Origin of the sequence: Pedobacter sp. (assembly GCF_039594775.1) — a bacterium.
In the GTDB taxonomy this organism is placed as follows: Bacteria; Bacteroidota; Bacteroidia; order Sphingobacteriales; family Sphingobacteriaceae; genus Pedobacter.
Genome location: NZ_JBCNMT010000002.1, coordinates 581,527 through 600,130, shown reverse-complemented (window position 1 = coordinate 600,130; position 18,604 = coordinate 581,527). Strand labels below are relative to the sequence as shown.

Sequence of the window (18,604 nt, the reverse complement as noted above, 5' to 3'; positions counted from 1 at the left end):
TTTAATCGACATTTTGATAAACTTTAAAATCGTCTATGTTTAACAGACCATTTTTAACCACAGCCCCGTTGGCTCCCAACCCTAGTTTATTGATCCTGAACCTTACGTTTCCAACAATATTTAAGCTGAACGATGCTTCTTTCGCTACCGTTGCATCGCTGGTTAAGGAGTTGCCTGCCTGTGTCCAAGAGGTACCTCCGTCCTGCGAATATTCCAAGATGAAAGTGCTTGGTACAGCAGTGCCCGTTGCCGGATTGGTAGCACCATAAGAAAAGGTAATTTGCGAAGCACCATTTGGCAAATCGAAATCCATTTCCAAATAGGCTGCTACACTCAATTGCTCCTGTAACCTAATGGCCTGCTTACCTACAGGGTTAAACTTGTCCTGATTAATCTTATCGCCAATAATTCCCTGGTAAATTCGCCACGTTCCTGTTTTAAAGGATACCTTATCGTTAATGGCAGGCATTACAAATTGTGATTTGGAACTTGCTGCTGCCGCTTCAAAATCTTCCGGAAAGTTTAAATAAACGGAACCTGTTTGATTAAAGACTGCATCTTCGTTAGGCATTTTAAAGAGCAATTTCGCCGTATTATAGTAATCAGAACTTGCATTGTAATAAGTGGGAATTCCAATAAAAGAAGCCACCATAGGCAAAAACTTTTGGGCAAAATTGGCATTGGCACTTGTGTTTAGGAATAGAGAGATGGCAGTATTTTCACTTAACCGATATTCTCCGGCAAAAACTTCGCCACCTATCAAATCGGGAATAGTGGTATTATTTAGTTGAATTAAGGTGCTTTCTCTGGTATAAAATTGCGAGAACAACTGCGTTGGTGTTAAAACAATTGGTTTAAGGGTATTATTTGAGGAAACTTTTGTCACTTTTGAAAGTGTTAGGCTGTTTCCTTTGATTTTCATCACTCCTTTTTCTCTTGTCAGTATACAGTTTTCGATTTCTACTTTAACCGAATCTCCGTAATTGATGGTCGTATTGGGATCGTTTAATTTAATGACCAACCCCGCAATGGTGCCTTTGTTGGTATTTTGTAAAACGAACTCTTTACTGTCAAAATTTCCACTGTTTTTATCTGAAATCACCACTCCCGCAATTTGTGTGGCGCCCATCAATTTTTCTTTCACTAAATTAACGTCATCACCATTATGAAGTGCCTTAACATAGTTGACTCCTATGATTGGACTAATGGTACCCAAGGCCTCGTTTTCATTTTTTGAACATGATGCCAAAGCGAACAAGGCTAAGATAAATCCTATTGCTATTTTTAAATTCTTTTTCATTTCCATCATTATTTATTCCACCAAACTTTAGTCTTTAAATCGTCGCCACCCATATTAGCCACCGCAATGGAGTAATTCTCTCTGTTTACACGTTGTACATTCACTGGGTATTTTAATCTGGTTGGCATGATTCCATCGTTCTGCAAGCCAAAACCTTTAGGTAAAACTGGGAAGCCGGTACGACGGTATTCTATCCACGATTGGAAATCCGTAAAAAATAAGGTATAATATTTTTGAAGAATGATTTTATGGAGTTTCAATGAGGCATCATCATTAGGGTACCATTGTGCACTCGAGTCGGTGAGGTAACCCGTAGGCACGGTAAGCCCCCACATGGTGATGGCCGCGGTGACACCTGCTTCATAGTAAGGTTGTGCATCGCCCGGGATATATCCTTTTAAGGCACACTCCGCTAAAATAAACTGCAGTTCTGGATAATTAATGATATTTCCCAAAAGTGGCTCGCTCTTTAAAGCGGCTAAATATTGTGATTGCGGTGCTGGTACTTGTCCAACGGGATAACCACTTTGAATCCCTACGTAGGCATTGTCTTTTTTAGAGGCCCATTTTTCACGACGTGGATCGTTCCATTCATTTAGGTTATTGATGAAAAATTCGCCCAAGCTATTATTTACCTGAAAATCGAGGTCTCGATATTCGGCAAATTCCGATAGGTAAGGTGCCGTAGTTTGGAATTTTAAAATAGCCGAATCGTTGTTGTTGGTGAAAACGGGATAATTGCTTTTCTTGGTATCTGCAATCTCTCCTATTTTATTGATGGCATTAAGTTCTCCGGTTCCCGAAACTCTTAACAACAATCTTAAATAAAGACTATTTCCAAACTTTCTCCATTTAGTTAAGTCGCCTGCGTAAATGGGATCCAACTTGGCCTCTGTATCGGCTAAAGTGGCTGTTTTAAATAGTTCATTAGCTTTTTCCAACTTCTTGAACAAGTCTTCGTATATGGCCTTTTGTCTATCAAAACGAGGTTGTAAAATACCTTCACGACCTTTATTGGCATCAAAATAAGGGACGTCTCCGTACACGTCTGTTAACAATGAGGATATCCAGGCATCTAAGACCAAGGAAATGCCCATGTAGGCATTGCTATTGATGGCATCACCTCCGGCATACATATCTCTAATGTTGGTCAACTGTAGGTACCAATTGTTCCACATATAATCAGACTCCTGCGGTCTGATCACATATCGATGTATTTCATCGCCATCAGAAAGGGTTACATGCACTTGCATGAGCTCGTGGGTAAGCCTTAAACATCTGTTCAGGTTCCTCTTTAATACATCATGCACTGCTGGTCCCAACAAAGTTTCGGGAGTAGTCATTACTGCACCGTCTTTGCTGGTATTTAATTCACTAAAATTCTTGGTACAAGAAACTAAGCTTCCTGTAATGATTAATGCTGCTATAATCTTTTTCATCTCGGCTTCTTCTTAAAAACTAAATGATACGTTAACGCCAAATGTTCTTACGGATGGGAATTGCGCTACTTCAAATCCTCTTTGAACGTCGCTATTGCCTAAGGTTCCAAATTCTGGATCGTAGGCTGGCCAATCACTCCACACAAACAAATCCCGACCATAAATACCCACCACGGCTTTTTGCAGTTTCATTTTCTTCACTAAACTTGCTGGTAGGGTATAATCCAATCTCATCTCTCTTAGTTTAATGAAATCGGTACTGAAGGTGTTTGCTTCTACGTTATCACCTTTAAAGTGTTCGGTGTAATAGGTTCCTACCTGCTCGGCAACCACATCATTAGGACGATAGGTCCCATCAGGGTTTCGCTGCACACCTTTTCCAATAATTCCGGTATATCTTCCTGGTAAGCTGTTGGTCAGTTTACCTGCAACTGAGGCTGCTGAATGGGTGTGGGAGTAGGCAACTGCTCCGTATTGACCATCAATCAACACTTTTAATCTCCATTGTTTGTACCTAAAATCATTGCTAATCCCCCAGTTGAAATCTGGTGTGGCCCTACCTAAATAGATAGCCTGCTCGGTAAGCATGGGATAGCCCTGCGAGTTATATACAATTTGTCCATCTGGTGAACGCAAGTAACCCAATCCATATAAATCGCCCATACGACCTCCTACTCTCGCTTCCATTGAACCACGAGGGCCAGTTTGCATTACATAGGTATCTACACTGTCTGCAAGTGATACAATTTTATTTCGATTGGCAGCAAATGTCCCTGTAACTTCCCAATTTAATCCTTTCCTAGACTTTACAGGTACGCCGTTCAGTTGAATTTCAATACCTTTATTTTGTACCAGACCAGAATTCATTACGCTATAGTTATATCCTGTTGCCCTATCCAAAGGAACATTCAAGATCTGGTCTTTGATATTGCTTCTGTAATAGGTTACATCTAAGCCTAACCTACTTTTGAATAAACGTATATCGGTACCTACCTCAATGGTGCTCGATAGCTCATTCCTTAAATCTTCATTGGCAATATAGCTGGGATTAGCCATTCCAGATGGATAAGTGGTACGAGGGTTATAATAATAGCCTGTTAGGTAAGGTACTACGCCGCCGCCGCCAACTTGCGACCAAGAGGTTCTGAGTTTCCAAAAGGTAATGGCTTTGGGCAGTTTGAACATGTCGGAGAATAGGGCGCTGACGTTTACCGAAGGATAAAAGAAGGACACGTTTTTTTGAGATGACTTGGTGGCCAAAACTGAAGCCCAGTCGTTTCTGCCCGTAATATCAAGGAACAAATAATTCCTGAATGAAAACTGTGCCATACCGTATAAACTGTTTACGGCATATTCTCTCGTGCTCGAAACTACTTCGGTCCTGTCCTGCACATTGGAGAAGCTGTATATCCCAGGATATCTTAACCTGTCGGCACTGATGGAAATAATTTTGTATTTATTGATCATTGCCGAACCTCCAACGGAATAAGAGGCTTCTATATCTTTACCTATTTTCTGTTTATAATTTAATAAGAAGTCGCTATTGGTTTCTTTTTGGTCTAGGTCCTGCGTACGAAACATCCCTTCTGGAAATCTTGCGGCATCCTTTGGTTTTTGTTGCGATCTTCCTTCTGCTGCCCAATCGATGGAGCTTCTTACCATCAGATTTAGGTTTTTAGAGAATTCATAATTTGCACTAATCGTACCAATCAGTTGGTTCCTGTTCATTTTATTCAGCATTTCATATACCGATAGGTAAATGTTATCTAAACCGTTACTGAACATTCTTAATTGCTTTAAACCTTCGCTGCCTGGAATCCAATAGGTTTTATACCAATCGAGGTTTGCATTTGGTACTAAGGCAATGATGTTATACATCACGGTTTGATTGTTATAGCCTGTTGAGGGAAGGTTATCGCTGCTTTTATTGTTATAACTTAGTTTGGTAGTGATAGAAAGTTTATCGTTTACTTTTTGTGCAACGTTTAAAGCTATCGTATTCCTATCATAGCCCGTGTTGGGCACAATCCATTTATTTTGAAGATTGGTGAAGCTTAAGCGTGCAGTGGTTTTTGCATTACCACCGCTTATGGATAGGCTGTTGGTATAGGTCTGTGAAACATCGAAGAAATCTTTCCTATTGTTTTTATAAGGCACCCAAGGTGTTCTTTCATTGCCTCTGGTCAATAGGTTCGGATCCCATTGGTAATATTCCTGACCGTCAAATTTAGGGCCCCAGGCTGCGCCTGTGTTTTTAGTGTTCGGCCCATCTTCGGTAACTCCCCAAGAGTAATAATCATTAACACCAATAGCGCCTTGTCCATATTCGTATTGGAAATCAGGCCATCTGTTGATGGTGCCAAAACTAGCGTTTGAGTTGAACGAAATACCTAAACCTTTTTGATTTTCCTTACCGGATTTGGTGGTGATGATAATGGCTCCATTGGCTCCTCTTGAACCATAAAGCGCCGCAGCACCAGGCCCTTTTAATACAGATACGCTTTCAATATCTTCAGGATTCAAATCGCTGATTCCGTTACCGTGATCCACTGGATTTTCTGTACCTAAATAGGAACCATTGCTTTCCGATATTTTTGAGCTTACCACTACACCGTCTACCACAATAAGTGCCGAATTATCGCCACTTAAACTACTTTCGCCCCTTAAAATAATCTTGTTGGTACCCGCTGGGCCACCACCTGATTTAATCATATTTAAACCCGCAACTTTACCCGTCAAAGCATCGGTCCAGTTATTGGACATGGCATCGGTCAATTCTTCGCCTTTGATTTGGGTTACCGAATAACCTAAAGATTTTTCCTCACGTTTAATACCCAAAGCGGTTACTACCACTTCGTTTAGGGCATTGATATTTTCTTTGAGTACTACTTTTAAATTGGTCTGATTACCCACTTTTACTTCAGTAGTTTCGAAGCCCAAAAAGCTAAACACCAAAACTGCATTACTGTTGGGCACATTGATACTGAACTTCCCTTCGGAACTGGTGAGTTCAACTACCTTGCTGTCTTTAAGCGTTACCGAAACATTTGGTATAGGCATATTATCCTTATCCACTACGGTACCCGTAATTTTGATTTGCGTCTGCTTCTGTTCCTTCTCTACAATGACCACTGTATTACCATTGATGGTAAAGCTCAACGATTGGTTCTCTAACGCTTTGTTAAGCACCTCTTTTAAAGAAGCATTTTTTACGGATAGCGTTACGTTACTGATCTTGCTGATCATTCCAGAGTTATAAATAAAGTTATAACCCGTTTGTTTTTCCAACTCGGCAATTACGCTTTCTAGTTTTGCATTGGTTTTAGATAGGGTAATTTGCTGGGCAAAACTCGTAGCACATGCTACCTGCAAACCTACCATAGTTAATAAAACAATAATGAGTTTCATTATGAGCAATATTTTTAAAGGCACGCAGAAAACTCCACGTAATAAAGAAGTATAATTTTTATACATTTGAATACTGGTTAAATTAATCTGTCTCTTCTTGTCAGTTTAGTTACCGGAAAGCATTTGATGCTTGCAAATCGGGAGAGGGTCCAAGCTCTCCTGATTTTATGTAACTGTTTGGATGTGGTAGAATTATTGCATTACAGTTACCCTCCTTCCGTTGATTTTGAACTTTACGGTACCTGTCAGTTCCAAACTGCTCAATAGCTCGGCAAGCGAATTGCTTTTCAGATATTTTCCGCCAAACGCTTCATTACTGACATTGCCCTGGTATTTGACTTCTATGTTGTACCATCTGCTTATCTTTTTCATGATTTCGCCAATGGGTTCGTTTCTAAATATGAAATAGCCATTCTTCCAATCCATTACTTCATCAGTTTCAAAACTTTTAGCTATCATTTGTGAAGAGCCGTTTCTCAATACAGCCTGTTGGCCCGGTTTCAATAGTATAGCTGAGTTGTTGTGATTTGCTTTTATAGAACCTTCAATTAAACTTGCCTTCACGGTGTTATCATCATCGTAAGCTGAAACATTAAAATGTGTACCCAACACTTGTATATCCATATCCTTTGCCGACACCATGAAAGTTTTGGTTTTATCATGGGCAACCTCAAAATAGCCCTCTCCTACCAATTCTACATTTCTTTGGGTTTTACTAAAAGCTACCGGAAACTTAAGCGTTGATTTAGAGTTAAGCCAAACTTTAGTCCCATCTGACAAAATAAGTTGATAAGTACCTCCTATGGGTGTAGAGATAGCATTATAAGCCAATTCACCGCTACTATCTGTATCTATATTCCCAAGGTTATAGACAATTTGGCCATCTTTGGTTTTTGAAATCAAAGCATTGTTATCATTGCCTAAATGCCCGTTGGCGGCCTGATCCAATACCAGTTTCTTCCCATTGGAAAGTGTTAACACGACATGGTCAACTTGTTCATTTATCCCCTTGTTATGAGCAAACTCAGAAGTATTTGACTTGCTTGTTGGCTCCAATGCTTGATACCTATAAAGATACAAACCCAAAAAACAGCAAATGAGTACCGCGGCAGCCGCGTAATATCTTAAAGTATTTCGAGCAGTTAACTTTGCTATGATGGTTTGCTTTTGGGGAGCAGCAGCTATAAAGCGAGAATCACTAACAATTTTGGCGTATAATCCTTCATCAAGATTCTTAAGAGGAGCTTCGTTACTTTCCCAACTGCGCCTCATTTGTACGTTAACAGCTTCATTATCGTCCGATTGCTTCAATAACTCTGCAAGCTCTTCAAGTTCCTGCTTAGTAATGGTATGGTCAATCAGTGATTGTAACAAAAATTGCAACCTGTGGTTTTCCGAGTTCATATTGGTTATAGAGCAGCAAATTGCGGCTACATATAAAGAATACGTGTGAAGGGAACTTTAGGACTAGTTGAATGGTGATATTTTTTCAAAAAAAGCACAAACAACTTATAATCAATATGATAATTTCAAAAGAAATTGATCAACAGCAGTAGCGCGTAAATCATTTCTTCGTTACCTAAATGCGTTTTCAAGGTTTTGACGGCCACTACCAGATGATTTTTTACGGTATTTTTTGAGAGGTTTAGGCGTTCACCTATTTCTTCATAGGAAAGTCCTTCAAAACGGCTTAGGCGAAAAACAATTTGTTGCTGTTTGGGCAGTTCTTGTATCGCTTTTTCAGCAAAGGCCATCAGATCAGAAAGAATAATGCTCTCTTCAGTTTCGTTATGGTTTTCGGAAATTTTAAGCATTAGCTTTTCCCTTAAAGCCTGGGAACTGGTTGCTTTTCTGAGACTATCTAATACCAAACGTTTGGATATGGTGAACAGATAAGGTTCCAATGGCCTTTCCTCATCCAATTTCTGTCTATTTTCCCAAAGCGTGATAAAGGCTTCCTGTACTATCTCTTCGCTTTGTGTCTTATCTTTCAAAAAGCGATAAGCGAAACTGTATACTTTTGGTGCAAGGAACAGATATACGTGTTGGAACGCAGGTTCATTTCCTTCTCGTAAGTCTTTTATTTGTTCATTACTAAATCTCCGAAAAGGAAGCATATCTTAACACCAAAATATTGTTTTATGACCTATCGTTTACTTTCTTTTGAAATGAAGCACACAGGTAAAAGTAACAAAAAGAAAATCAACCAACAACAAGGTAAATTTTCTTAAAATTTTATAGATCGATGTGCTATTTGAATCTCAACCACAAAATAACAGCCTTAATGTTAAGCAAACATTAAATAGAGATTAGTAAAAAGCTTATGCAAACCATCTGCGTGAAAATCTAGCTGTTGGTCAAACCAAATGGAAGTTAGCGATTGGGAAAAATCGGCTGATTATTCTTCGGCGATAAATTGATGATAGCAAATGATTCAAGACGACATACTTACAAATACATTATGAAACTATGGTACCAAAGCTGTTTTACTATAAACATGATATTCTCCAGGCAATAGATTTTGGCCGTAATGATTAGAAGACAGGGAAATATTGCCGCCCATCGCATCGTACCAAGTACCACCACTACCAAAATCAATATTAGCTGTTTGGGCTACTACATCGAAATTACCTACCACCACCACTGTATTACTTCCCTCCGTAAGCTTAATATATTTAACTCCGCCTGTTAGGTTATAACTAAAATTGGTTGAATTAAATATGCCATTTGCTTTTTTTAGCCTAATCAGCTTAGCATATATGTTATAAAGTTCTTTTCTATCAACCTCATCAAAATAATTCCACCTGATGGGTTTTTCTCCTGTCCTACCATTGTAATCGATATTTACTTCGTAACCCAATTCACCAAATTGCCAAACCATTTTGGGCCCCGGAATAGCCAACATAAAGGCTGCAGCCATCTGCTGTCTCTTTAGCGCTGTATTTAGCACTTTAACATTATAGGATCCCGCGGCATTTCCATAGGTTAAATTTTTATAATTTAAACGTTCTTCATCATGACTTTCCATATAGGTAATCAAATTTTCCGGTCTAGTAAAGCCGTGATCAGTGTAAAACCCCCATTGAAAGTTAGAATTGCCCAACCAGCCCATGGTTGCCTCGTTCATATTATGATTAATGTTGTTCCATAACATCATTCCTTCATCCGCAAGTATTTTTTCTTCAGTAACATCAGCAAAATGCTCCAAAATCACATAAAAATTATGAGGGTCTATGCTTTTGATATAATTATTGTAATCTTTCCAAATGTTAACCCTTGAAGCATCGTAGGTCGAAAAACTAGCCTCATCATTGGATTGCCTTTGCGTAAACCCTTTAGACAAATCAAAACGGAAACCATCAATTTTATACTCCTGCATCCAAAACTTCATTACATTTTTTGAAAATGCTTTGGTCGCTCCGCTTTCATGATTAAAATCATATCCCACATTGTAGGGGTGTTTGGCCTCTACATTAAACCAAGGATTATTAGCGGTGGGCTTACTACCGTCAAAATATAGTTGTACCATTGGCGATTGGCTAAAAGAATGGTTCAAAACCATATCCAGAATAACCGCGATTCCTTTGCCGTGGCATTCGTCTATAAATTTTTTCAAATCGTTCTTGGTACCATAATACTTGTCTGGAGCAAAGTAGAATGAAGGATTATAACCCCAGCTCAAATTCCCTTCAAACTCGTTTACAGGCATTAATTCTATGGCATTTACACCTAATCCTACCAAATAATCTAGCTTTTGCAACGCAGAATTATACGTATGTCCTGCAGTAAAATCTCTGATTAAAAGCTCGTAAATGACAAGGTTATTTTTGGCCGGACGAACGAATGAACTATTTTTCCAAGTATAGGTTGGTTGGCTGGCCTGCATTACACTCACGATGCCTGTAGTTTTTCCTGTTGGATAGGTTTTGAGATTGGGATAGGTTGCCTGATCAATATAGGCATCATTTACAGGGTCCAAAATCTTTTCACAATAAGGGTCCGCAATTCTCAATTGATCATCTACCAAAAATTGATAAGCATACTCTGCAGCTGCATTCAGATTGTCGATCTTGATCCAGAAATAGCTACCGTCTGGGGTTTTGGTCATTTTGGATGTAGTGGCCGACCAGTTATTAAAATCGCCCAATAAAGCAACCGAATTTTTACCCGGGGCATACAGTGTCACGATAGCCGTTGTTCCATTGTTTGTAAAAACGACACCTTCTTTAGCCTCCGCAGGTAATTCTGTAGACGATACAGTTGGTACAACTGGCTCCGGTGTTGGACCTGGGTTTTCGCTTTTCTTACACCCCAAAGCCAAACATATCAAAAACACATGTAAATAGATAATTTTCTTCATGGACTAAAAAATTAGAGATTAAACCGTTTTATTTTCCTCTATGGCCAATTCAGTTGCTAAAATCTTATCTTCTTTTCTATTGTCTTTTATCCATAGATAACAGATTACTGCGGCCAAGATCATTAAACCTCCACCCAATTGCACAGCTAATAAACGATCGTTGTTTAGGACGTTCCTCATCAGCCAACCGAAACCTAGCGACGCGATAATTTCAGGCATTACGATGAAAAAATTGAAAATCCCCATGTAAATACCCACTTTGGCTTTCGGCAAATACCCGCTTAACATGGCATACGGCATAGATAGAATACTTGCCCAAGCAATACCTACTCCTGTCATACACAGATACAACATATTTTTATCGTGGACCCAAGCTACACTGATCAACCCTAAAGCACCACACAATAAACAGATGGCATGAGTGGCTTTTCTGCCCAAGGCATCAGCTATTTTAGGCAATATCAGGGCAAACAGGAAGGTAACCACACTATAATATGCCAAGGTTAAACTACCAAAATCGGCACCTGCCGCATATACCGGATCGCTGGCATCTTTTCCTCCGAATACGTTCACCGCCACTGCGGTGGTGTAATAAAACCACATTAGGAATAAACCTGGCCAGGTAAAAAATTGCACCAAGGAAATGATTCGCATTTGCTTTGGCATCTGTTTAAAAGCGGCTAAAATTTCTCTAACTCCATTGATAAAACCTTTACCCTTTTTGCTTTCTATGATTTCTTCTTCGGTAGGTGGATACTCTTTAGTGGTTAATACGGTATATAAAACGGCAGCAAAAAAGAAAAATGCCCCCAAATAGAACGAGTACTTTACGTTGTGGGGAATTTCGCCGAAACTGGCTACGTTGCTTACACTGAACATATTGTTAAAGATCCATGGCAAGGCTGAGGCGATGCTCCCGCCTAAGCCAATCATCATGCTCTGCATGATAAAACCTCTATTCACCTGATGATCTGGAAGCTTATCCGATACAAAAGCTCTGAATGGCTCCATGGCCACGTTGCCAAACACGTCCAATATCCACAGCAAACTGGCCGCCATCCATAACTCGCTGCTGTGCGGCATAAAAACCAAAGCTATCGATGCTATTAATGCACCAATAAAAAAATATGGTCTTCTCCTACCCCACGTTGGGTGCCAAGTTCTATCACTCAAATAGCCAATGATTGGTTGTACAATCAAACCCGTAAGTGGTGCCGCCAAAAACAACAAGGGAACTTGATCAGGATTTGCCCCTAAATTCTCATAAATGCGCCCCATATTGGCTCGCTGTAAATCCCATCCAAACTGTATACCAAAAAAACCCACGCTCATGTTAATGATTTGCGATAGGTTTAACACTGGCTTCTGTATTGGTTTTTGAGTCATGATTTCCTTTGTTTAGCTTAAAATTCTATAATTTGTGCCGAGGTGGGCAATATGGTCGTCGTTATGCTTCCATCTTTAACTGGCAATTTTTGATTGTTCAATAAGTTTTTGGCTTCTTTTATTGGTTTAATCCCTAGTATATCTGATGGTAGTTTGATCTGTTGTGCCAGGCGATTTGTCCTATTGAAGTTCACGATGATCAATAATCGTTGTTGTTGGGAATACCTCAAGTAGGCGTAAGCTCTTTTTTGATCGCCCAGCGGAATTTCACGGATTTCACCATTTGTAATGGCATCGCTTGTTGCCCTTATTTGCATTAATTCTTTATAAAACTGACGAATTTCTTTTTCATTTTCATACAGCTTTGCGCCGTCGAACTTTCCGTTGTTCATCCAACGTTGATGATTAGGCACTCCCCAATAATCAAAAATTGTGGTACGATTATCTTCTTGTCCAAAACCTTCAACACCTGCCCCTGGCTCACCTACCTCCTGCCCAAAGTACAGCATTATCGGTCCCTTTCCTAAGGTAGCCGAAACGACCATGGCCGGGAAAGCTAATTTAGCCTCTCCAGCAAATCCTTTGGAAGCAATACGTTCTTCGTCATGATTTTCTAGGAATCGAAGCATTCTATGATCAAAACCCGCGGTTTCCTTTTGCCAAACATTCCTTATATCTTGCGCATTGGCATGTTCTTCATTTCTAATTAACTTTTTTAGGCCATCGTATAATCCCACTTTATCATATAAATAATCAAATTTGCCTTTGTTAATATATTGGGCATACACTTTTGGATCGTAGGCTTCGCCAATAAAAATCAGCTTTGGATTAACTTTCTTGACTTCGGGGATTACCCAACTCCAAAATTCAACGGGTACCATTTCGGCCACATCACAACGGAAACCATCTACTCCCTTTTTTGCCCAGTAAACTAAGATTTCCTTCATCTTTGTCCATACCGGTGGGATAGGTTCCAGATGCTTTATTTCTTTTCCATCCAAGTATTCTATACCATAATTTAATTTGATGGTTTCGTACCAATCGCTTGCCGAAGGCTGCGCCTTAAACACATTATTACCCGTTGCTTTTGCGGGGTTTTCTTCGTATTTGCCATCCTGCAAAGCAGACAGTTCATTTTTTTGATGATCAGAAACAGGAACTCGAAAAGCTTGCCCTGGCAGGTAATAGAAATCATTCTTCACATCAAATGCGACCGATGTATTGTCGTTTGCACCAAAATCAGTAACACCCGCAGGCTTAGCATTAGATTGATAGCTTCTGGCTACGTGATTGGGAACAAAATCGATGATCACCTTCATATCCTGATTGTGGGTTCGTTTGATCAATGCTTCAAATTCGGCCATCCTGTGGTCTACCTCTACGGCTAAATCAGGATCCACATCATAATAATCACGGATGGCATAGGGTGAACCAGCTCTTCCTTTCACCACATCAGCATCGTCTTTTGCTATACCGTATTTGCTATAATCGGTTAAACTGGCATGTGCAATTATTCCTGTATACCAAACATAATCTACCTGCAACTCTTTTAACCCTTTTAATGCTTTATCGGTAATGTCATTAAACTTACCACTGCCATTCTGCGTTATGGTCCCATAAGGAATATTGGTGGTAACCTTGTTCCCAAATAATCGGGGCAAAAGCTGATAAACCACTAAATTGTCTTTCTTCATTTTTTGCTGATTCTCTATCGTTTTACAGGAAAAGAGCTGTAAAAAAACTATCGACACTAAGAACATTCCAACCAGCCTCATGTTGATCACTCTAAATAAATGTTGCACTCCATTGCTCATCATCACATCAATTTAAACCAATAAAGAATTGGCAACCTTTAACTCGGTATTTCCGTTGAGCAAATAATCATGCTGATGGATAACCAGTTGAACGGGCTGTTGGGTAGTATTTGTAATATTGATTTCAGAAGCATTGATATTTACTTTGATATTTGCACCTCTGAAACCTACCGTAAAAGCAAACGATTTCCATTTTTCCGGCAAGAATGGATTGAAAACAAGTTTATCGTCACGTACCCTCATCCCAGCAAAACCTTCTACTACGCTCATCCAAGTTCCGGCCATCGAAGTAATATGAAGGCCATCTTCGGTATCATTGTTATAATCATCCAAATCCAAGCGAGAAGTTCTTAGGTAAAACTCATAAGCCCTAGCTTCGTCATTTAATTTTGCAGCCAAAATACTATGTACGCAAGGTGATAACGAGCTTTCATGTACGGTGCGGGGCTCATAAAAATCGAAATTACGCTTATGGGCATCAAAGTCGAAATCATCTTCAAAAAAGTAGAAACCTTGCAATACATCCGCTTGCTTGATGAAGCAAGAACGCAAAATCCTGTCCCAGCTCCATTTTTGATTCAAAGGTCGATCTGCTGCTGGCAAATCTTTCACCAAAATCTGCTCTTTATCCAAATAACCATCTTGTTGTAGGAAAACTCCTAATTTTTTGTCATATGGATAATACATATTTGCGACAATATGCTGCCAATCTACAAATTCATCTTTGTCTAATTTTAGTTTCGCAAGTAAAGCTTGATATCTTTCGGGATGTTTTTCGGCAACTATTTGCGCTGCTTTTTGTGCATACTTTAAGCACCAAACGGCCAGGTAGTTGGTATACCAGTTATTATTAATGTTGTTTTCGTATTCATTTGGCCCTGTAACACCTAGCATTACATATTGCTGCTTGTCCATGCTCCAATTTACTCGCTGCTTCCAGAAACGTGCAATGCCAACCAAAACTTCTAAACCGTACTGTTGCAAATAGTCTTCGTCTCCGGTATAACGAATATAATTATAGATGGCATAAGCGATAGCACCATTGCGATGGATTTCCTCAAAAGTTATTTCCCACTCATTATGGCATTCTTCACCATTTATAGTGACCATTGGATATAGGGCTGCACCGTTTTTAAATCCTAGCTTTTGTGCATTCTCTATCGCTTTATCTAATTGTTTATAGCGATAAACCAATAAATTCCTGCTCACTTCCTGCGGTGCCGTAGCTAAATAGAACGGTACACAATAAGCTTCGGTATCCCAATAAGTAGAACCACCATATTTCTCACCGGTAAAGCCTTTTGGGCCGATATTTAAACGATCATCCTTACCAGTGTAGGTTTGGAACAATTGAAAGATATTAAACCTGATGGCTTGTTGCGCGGCAACATCGCCCTCGATCACGATATCGCTTTCTTCCCATTTCTGGGCCCAAGCCTGCTTTTGTTCTGTTAACAGGGTATTAAAACTTTTGCTTACGGCCTTCTCCAAAACGACTTTCGCTTTTTGTAGGAGTTCATTTTTAGCGTGGTTTTCTGACGAAAGGTTGGCAACTATTTTTACGATACTAAGCTCTTCGCCACTTTTGATTTCTACCTTGCATTGCTGTGCGATATATTTTTCTTTTTTGATCGCTTCCAGCTCCGCTGAAATTTCCTTGCCTTGCTTATAAATAGCTGTATGGCTTGCTGTACATACCTCAAAAGCTGTCTTTTTAGTCCTTAGGGTCAAAAAAGTATCATTCCCTTGTAAGTCATCGGCTACAAAGTCCCAAAATTTCTCATCGTAATTACTATCTTGGTTCTTTACATCTCCATCAGTAAAGGAAGTAATGGTTAGCTTGCCATCAAAATTCAATGCCTTTATGGTATATTCCAATGCACCTATTTCGTCATCAGCGATGCTACAGAAGCGTGTAGCCGAAACTTGGACCTGTTTACCACTGGCCAGGGTAGCTTTAAATTTACGTTGCAAGTGGCCTTCTTTCATGTTAAGCACACGAGAAAATTCTTGTACGCTGGCTTTGGCTAAATCTAGCTCTTCATCATCAATTTTAATGCTTAGGCCAATCCAATTAGCGGCATTAAGTACTTTTGCAAAATATTCCGGATAACCATTTTTCCACCAGCCTACTCTGGTTTTATCGGGATAATAAACACCCGCAACGTAATTGCCCTGTAAGGTTTCACCGGAGTAAGTTTCTTCAAAATTTGCACGTTGGCCCATTCTACCATTGCCTAAGCTGAAAATACTTTCCGATATTTTATTCAAATGAGGATCAAAACCTTCCTCAATAATATTCCATTCGTGTGCTTTGATATAATTCTTCATCTATATTTCGCTATCTTCTTCCTTTATAAATCACTTAATTGTTTTAGGCTAACAACTGTTATCTCGCTTAAATCCCTAACTACTATGTCCGCTTGCGTAAGTATTTCAGGTTTACCTATGCCTATTGTTTTCATACCTGCTCTCTTCGCGGCTTCAATACCCGCTACGGCATCTTCAAATACTATACATTCGCTGGCCTGCACCCCTAAAAGCGAAGCTCCTTTTAAAAAAACTTCAGGGTCGGGTTTAGACTTGCTAACCAAGTTGCCATCTACCACCTCATCAAAAAAATGGCTAAGCAGTGTTCTCTCTAAAATTAATGCTGAGTTTTTACTGGCAGAACCTAAAGCTATTTTATAACCTGCAGCCTTAACAGCAGTAAGAAAAGCTACCGTACCCGGTAAAACCTCTTCAGGAGTCATTTTTGAAATCATTGCGACATACCATTCATTTTTTTGATCGGCAAGTAACTGTTTCTCTTCTTGGGTTTTCTCTACCTTCCCCCATTCCAAAATTTTATTCAAACTCTCTACCCTGCTGATCCCTTTAAGCTGCTCATTCTGTGCTTCCGTAAAATCGAAACCTAAATTATTGGCCAATTTGCGCCAAGCTTTAAAATGGTATATGGCTGTATCAACCAAAACGCCGTCCAGGTCAAAGAGGCAAGCTTTTAAGGCTTCTGGTGATTGATTTTTCATTGTGCGATGTTTTTAAATTTATTGTAACTCCAACACCAGGGTAGAAGTTCCAGGAACTTTAATCGTTCTGATGTCGTTAATCATTTCTTCCGTTACCACGTTTTTTGCTGCAGTTGATGATAAAATTCTTTCGGCGAAACGTTTAGTAGGCAGTATCTTTTCTTCTGCATTACTATTCATAATGACCATCACCGTTTTAAGGTCGTTATACCTGAAGTACACATAAATTCCCTCCTCAGGGATAAACTGCATCATTTTACCAGTTTGTAGTACATCATTGTTTTTACGGTAATTGGCCAATTTTTTCACGTAGTTGAAAGCTTCGTTTTCTTTGTTGCTTCTGCCCGTAGCAGTAAACTTATTGCTTTTATCTCCTTGCCATCCCCCTGGAAAATCATCTCTGACCAAGCCGTCTGGGTTAGCATAGTTTTTCATTAGGATTTCGGTGCCATAATAAAATTGTGGAATGCCACGGGTGGTTAACAACCACGCAATACCCGATTTATATTTGCTGAAGTCTTCGCCTACTACCGAATAAAACCTACTGATATCGTGATTGTCCAAAAAGACTACATTGCGTGTTGGATCTTTGTACAGATAATCGTTGGCAAATACGTTATATAGCCTTACTAAGCCGTCCATCCATCCAAATTTTCCTGTTAAAGCTTCATTAATACCCCAAAGCGCCTGGAAATCTGTAACTCCTTGCAACTTGGTATCAATTCCCTGGTTGATTTTGTTACCCTCAGTGAAATAAGCCTGATTGGGTACGCCATGTACCCATGTTTCACCAAAGAATGTGAAATTTGGATATTCGGCAGTAACCTTACCAGCCCAGTCGGCCATAAACTCTAAGTTGTTATAGGCATAGGTATCTAGCCTAAATCCGTCCAACCCGGCATACTCTATCCACCAAATATGGCTTTGGGTAAGGTAATTCCGTACAAAAACATTGGTTTGGTCTAAATCTGCCATGTGTTTGTCAAACCAGCCCTTTTCCATCAAATCTTTATCTCTTTTAGATACGTATGGATCAAAATGCACCTGTTCCCGGTAGGTAGTTTTTGTGTATTCAGGCCATTGATGTATCCAATTTTTCATCGGTAAATCTTTAATGGTAAAATGTTCCGTCCCGAAATGGTTATGTACCAAATCCTTGATTACTTTCATTCCCCTAGCATGGCACTCGTCTACCAGTTTTTTGTATAGTTCGTTGGTTCCAAATCTTGGATCTATCTTATAATTTTCTGTGTTGGCGTAGCCGTGATAAGAAGTTTTCGGCTGATTGTTTTCCAATACCGGATTTAGCCAAAGTGTGGTTACTCCCAATTCCTGCAAATAATCCAAATGGTTGATAATGCCTTGCAAGTCTCCCCCATGACGATAGAACATACTATCTCTTTTTAGTGCAGTTTCGTTCATCCCCTTTACTACATCGTTGGTTTTATCGCCGTTGGCAAAGCGATCTGGCATGATCAGGTAGATAAAATCTTTTGTATTTACTCCTTGGTGCAGCTGATCATTTTTGACCCTTTGTTTAAGTTCGTAAACAAACTCGGCCTGTTTTTTATTATTGGAACTAAATACGATGGGAAACTTACCGGGTTTTACATCTGAAGACAACTCTAAATCTAAAAACAGATAGTTGGGGTTCTCTACTTTGTGTACTTCTACCAGCTTTACCCCATCATAGTTGATTGCCACACTATTTGCTGAAATATCCTTTCCATACACCAACAATTGGAGCTTTGGGTTTTTCATACCGGTCCACCAAAAAGCGGGCTCTACACGTTGCAACTTGGGAAGCTGTGCAAATAAGTTTGCTCCAAAAAAGAGGGCGAATAAAACGGCGTATAATTTCTTCATCT

11 protein-coding genes are annotated in these 18,604 nt (G+C 39.6%); all 11 read right to left on the bottom strand.

Annotation, left to right across the window (positions count from 1 at the left end):
* Window position 1: 1 nt before the first annotated feature.
* The 11 genes from ABDV71_RS08680 to ABDV71_RS08630 all read right to left on the bottom strand — a co-directional run bounded on the left by ABDV71_RS08680 (window position 2) and on the right by ABDV71_RS08630 (window position 18,602).
* Window positions 2–1,300, bottom strand: coding sequence for a DUF5689 domain-containing protein (locus ABDV71_RS08680; RefSeq protein ID WP_343532055.1), 1,299 nt, complete (start codon window positions 1,298–1,300; stop codon window positions 2–4).
* Between the two features lie 8 nt (window positions 1,301–1,308).
* Entirely contained in the window at window positions 1,309–2,739 is a 1,431-nt protein-coding gene (locus tag ABDV71_RS08675; RefSeq protein WP_343532054.1) for a SusD/RagB family nutrient-binding outer membrane lipoprotein, read from the bottom strand.
* Between the two features lie 12 nt (window positions 2,740–2,751).
* Window positions 2,752–6,147, bottom strand: coding sequence for a SusC/RagA family TonB-linked outer membrane protein (locus ABDV71_RS08670; RefSeq protein WP_343532053.1), 3,396 nt, complete (start codon window positions 6,145–6,147; stop codon window positions 2,752–2,754).
* 192 nt (window positions 6,148–6,339) lie between these two features.
* Complete coding sequence (locus tag ABDV71_RS08665; RefSeq protein WP_343532052.1) at window positions 6,340–7,551, bottom strand: FecR domain-containing protein; 1,212 nt, start codon at window positions 7,549–7,551, stop codon at window positions 6,340–6,342.
* Between the two features lie 125 nt (window positions 7,552–7,676).
* The gene (locus ABDV71_RS08660; RefSeq protein ID WP_343532051.1) at window positions 7,677–8,264 is read right to left on the bottom strand and encodes an RNA polymerase sigma-70 factor; all 588 of its coding nucleotides are present in this window, start codon (window positions 8,262–8,264) and stop codon (window positions 7,677–7,679) included.
* Window positions 8,265–8,614: 350 nt separating this feature from the next.
* Complete coding sequence (locus ABDV71_RS08655; protein WP_343532050.1) at window positions 8,615–10,507, bottom strand: alpha-amylase family glycosyl hydrolase; 1,893 nt, start codon at window positions 10,505–10,507, stop codon at window positions 8,615–8,617.
* 18 nt (window positions 10,508–10,525) lie between these two features.
* On the bottom strand, window positions 10,526–11,893 hold the full coding sequence (locus ABDV71_RS08650; protein WP_343532049.1) for an MFS transporter: 1,368 nt from the start codon (window positions 11,891–11,893) through the stop codon (window positions 10,526–10,528).
* Between the two features lie 17 nt (window positions 11,894–11,910).
* Window positions 11,911–13,587: an alpha-amylase family protein gene (locus ABDV71_RS08645; protein ID WP_343532048.1), complete on the bottom strand. Its 1,677-nt coding sequence runs from the start codon at window positions 13,585–13,587 to the stop codon at window positions 11,911–11,913.
* 132 nt (window positions 13,588–13,719) lie between these two features.
* Complete coding sequence (locus ABDV71_RS08640; protein ID WP_343532047.1) at window positions 13,720–16,038, bottom strand: glycoside hydrolase family 65 protein; 2,319 nt, start codon at window positions 16,036–16,038, stop codon at window positions 13,720–13,722.
* Between the two features lie 23 nt (window positions 16,039–16,061).
* On the bottom strand, window positions 16,062–16,736 hold the full coding sequence (pgmB, locus tag ABDV71_RS08635) for a beta-phosphoglucomutase (protein WP_343532046.1): 675 nt from the start codon (window positions 16,734–16,736) through the stop codon (window positions 16,062–16,064).
* Window positions 16,737–16,754: 18 nt separating this feature from the next.
* Entirely contained in the window at window positions 16,755–18,602 is a 1,848-nt protein-coding gene (locus tag ABDV71_RS08630; RefSeq protein WP_343532045.1) for a glycoside hydrolase family 13 protein, read from the bottom strand.
* Window positions 18,603–18,604 lie beyond the last annotated feature (2 nt).